The organism is Paraburkholderia humisilvae, from assembly GCF_902859855.1.
In the GTDB taxonomy this organism is placed as follows: domain Bacteria; phylum Pseudomonadota; class Gammaproteobacteria; order Burkholderiales; family Burkholderiaceae; genus Paraburkholderia; species Paraburkholderia humisilvae.
This window is the reverse complement of the sequence record NZ_CADIKH010000231.1, coordinates 1-3,002: the sequence shown is the minus strand read 5'-3', so window position 1 is coordinate 3,002 and position 3,002 is coordinate 1. Positions and strand designations below refer to the sequence as shown.

2 protein-coding genes and 1 pseudogene are annotated in these 3,002 nt (G+C 56.8%); 1 reads left to right on the top strand and 2 read right to left on the bottom strand.

Annotated elements, in window-relative coordinates:
* Nucleotides 1–691 (bottom strand): IS110 family RNA-guided transposase (locus HV796_RS41250; RefSeq protein ID WP_175233416.1); only part of this gene is annotated, 691 nt, incomplete at its 3' end.
* A gap of 299 nt (nt 692–990) precedes the next feature.
* Nucleotides 991–2,007: an IS110 family RNA-guided transposase gene (locus tag HV796_RS41245; protein ID WP_175233415.1), complete on the bottom strand. Its 1,017-nt coding sequence runs from the start codon at nt 2,005–2,007 to the stop codon at nt 991–993.
* A 691-nt stretch (nt 2,008–2,698) separates the two neighbouring features.
* On the opposite strand from HV796_RS41245, the pseudogene HV796_RS41240 reads away from it, so the two are divergent.
* Nucleotides 2,699–3,002 (top strand): annotated as a pseudogene (locus HV796_RS41240) (acetaldehyde dehydrogenase (acetylating)); the annotation flags it as partial.

Genomic DNA, 3,002 nt, shown 5'->3' with positions numbered 1-3,002 from the left:
TCGCGAGCAATGCGCTGGCGGTGGTCGGACCGATGCCGCGCAGTTGCATGAGTCGCCTGCTGCGCTCGTCGTCGCGCGCGATTTCGCCAATCGCGCGGTCGTATTCCACGAGCCGGTCCTCGATGATGCCGACATGCTCGAGCAGGTCGCTTAAGCAGCGTCTCGCCCAACCTGGCAAGGCATCCAGATGGGCCGGGATCTCTCTTCGAAACCGCTCCGGGCTCTGCGGCAGCACCACGCCGAATTCGGAGAGCAGGCCACGCATCCGGTTGTAGATCGCGGTGCGCTCCTCGACGAAACCCTGCCGTGTCCGATGCAGGCACAGCGTGGCCTGCTGATGTTCATCCTTCAGCGGCACGAAACGCATGCTCGGACGGGTCACCGCTTCGCAGATGGCTGCTGCATCGGCCGCGTCATTCTTGCCGCGCTTGCCCGACATCCGGTACGGCGCCACAAGTTTTGGCGCCATCAGCTTGACCGTATGGCCGTACCGCTGGAACACCCGTGCCCAGTGATGCGCGCCCGAACAGGCTTCCATACCGATGAGACAGGGCGGCAACTGGGCGATCAGCGCAACCAGCTGGTCCCGTGAGACACGCGGCTTGACCAATACCGCCTCGCCGGTTCCGTCCACGCCGTGAACGGCGAACATGTTCTTGGCAAGATCAATTCCGACGATGACAATAGGCATGGACTTCCCCTCTTGTTGGTGTTGATGAACGTTCGAAACTTCATCATGGCACGTTGATGCCGATTTGCGGCTTCCGCCGCAGCCACGGGACGGGGAAGTCCCTTTCATTCGTTGGTGCCAGACAAGGTCCAATGGGTTTCAGAACCGTGGCTGTTGCCTGCGCAACGCCAGTCGGGCGTGGCTCATTGCCTGGGCGACCCGGTCATCTGCAAACAGCAGGCGTGGCAAAGGGAAGACCCAATCAGAACCATGGCTTTTCACCAGTCGCAATACTGGGCTCGTTTCCCTTGCACCGCCTTTTAGCCAAAGCAGCGGGTTACGTCAAATGGCTTGTGCTCCCGAAGCATGTGATAGCAGGCGCGTGCCAGCTTGTGCGCCAGCGCCTTGATCGCGACAATCCCGTTACGTGCGCGTTTCTTGCGCTCGTAAAAGCGCCTGGCTTGCGGACACGAGCGCATGGCGAAGCTGGCCGCCTCGACAAATGCCCATGCCAGATACCTGTTGCCATTCTTTGTGTTGCCTTCGCCTTTCTTCCTGCTGTTGCTTTCGCGCCGGCTGTCCACACAGCGGCAGTACGAACTGAAATTACCAACCTCGGTGAAACGCGAGATGGTTCCGGTTTCCAGCATGATGGTGGTTGCGAGAACCGGGCCAATGCCGGGCACCGGGTTCAGCAACACGTAGTCGGGTTTGAGTTTCACCCGCTGCATGAGTCGCTTCTCGAGGATTCTGATCTGCTGCTGCAAGGTTTGCATGACCGCCAGATTGGCCTGCATCGCGAGCGCTACGTCCGGTGCAAGGCCGAATGCGCTGACCTGTGTCTGGTCCAGACACTTGACCCGTTCCCCCCGCATCTGCCCACCTGTATTGCGTGAGAACAGGTTCCCGATAGCGAGGATCCGGGCGGTCCGGCATTGCACCAGTTGCATGCGCTTGCGCGAGAGGTCGCGCACCGGACGTTCTTCTGCTGGGTAAATGTAGCCTTCCGGGAGTAACCCCAGACGCAGCAATTGTGCGGGATGAGCCGCATCAGTGAAGTCGCCACTGTATTTCAGTCCCTCGTACTGTCTGATTGCCACGGGGTTAGCCAGATGCACCCGGTAGCCATCGTTCATCAGCTGGTCCACGAGCCAGTACCAGTTGTACGTTGCTTCGATGACAACCCCTACCAGATCTTCGCGGTGCGGTGCAAGCGCGGCCCGGATCTGGACCGGATCGTTTGGTAACCGCCGCTGGTAGAGAACCCGGTCAGCTTCATCGCTGACCACAACTACACTGTTGTTCGAGTGCAGATCGATTCCACTAAACCTGTTCATACCGGCCTCCTGTGCGTCACGTCGCTGTTCGCACCTCGACTCTACGCCAGCCGTTCGACCCGAACGGGAGGGGGCCGGCTATATGATTACCAGAACCCACCATCATCCTAGGGCTCGCACTTGAATGAGAAATCGGTTACAGGTGCTCCTCCAGGGCCGCGAGAATATTCGGCGGTTCGGGCTTACTCCCCCACAATGGAATCATTCTGAATAAAACTGTCAAAAAATGACATTAATAGATTGATTCGCTTGCCATTTCTCAGTGTTGAATCTTAAATGTTCATGAGAAATTTATTTTGGAATCGAGGCCATACATCTTTAGTAGCGGCGCGCTTCTGTGAGCGGAAAGTTGTTAAGGTCATTTCAGATGGGTTTGTAAATTGTCGATATGTTTTGCGCTTCGTCGGGAAGACAAGGTCCATGCAACTGAATTGGGGTGCCATCAAGAAACGGATTTTTTGCGCGTGTGCGCCGTGAAATCGTGCCAGTTATCGTCTCGGCCCGCAAGGGATAGTGAGACTAGGTGGCGTTCGACGAAAGCCCCCATCATGTTCTGACGGAAACGACACCCCCGAACGCGCAGTTCACAAATGTTGACACATGCGCGATAAAAAAAGCGTGATGATCATCACGCTGTCATCGCGAGTCAAAGTGAATCTGCATATGAGGTGTTCACTCTCGGGGACGTAAAATGAAAGATGCACGAACGTCGGTTGCCATTATCGGTTCGGGAATGATCGGAACCGATCTGATGTGCAAGGTTATCGAGTCGGAAGTCTTCGATATTGCGTTTATGGTTGGACGCGATACGAATAGCACAGGTCTCGCGATTGCCAAAGAGCGTCACGTCGAGACATCGTCAGAGGGAATCGACTTTCTGAAGGCCCATGCCAACGCATTTGACATCGTATTCGATGCGACGTCGGCGTACGCGCATGCGCAACATAACGCGTTTTTCTCGGCGGCCGGAAAGTTCGCGATCGACCTGACGCCGG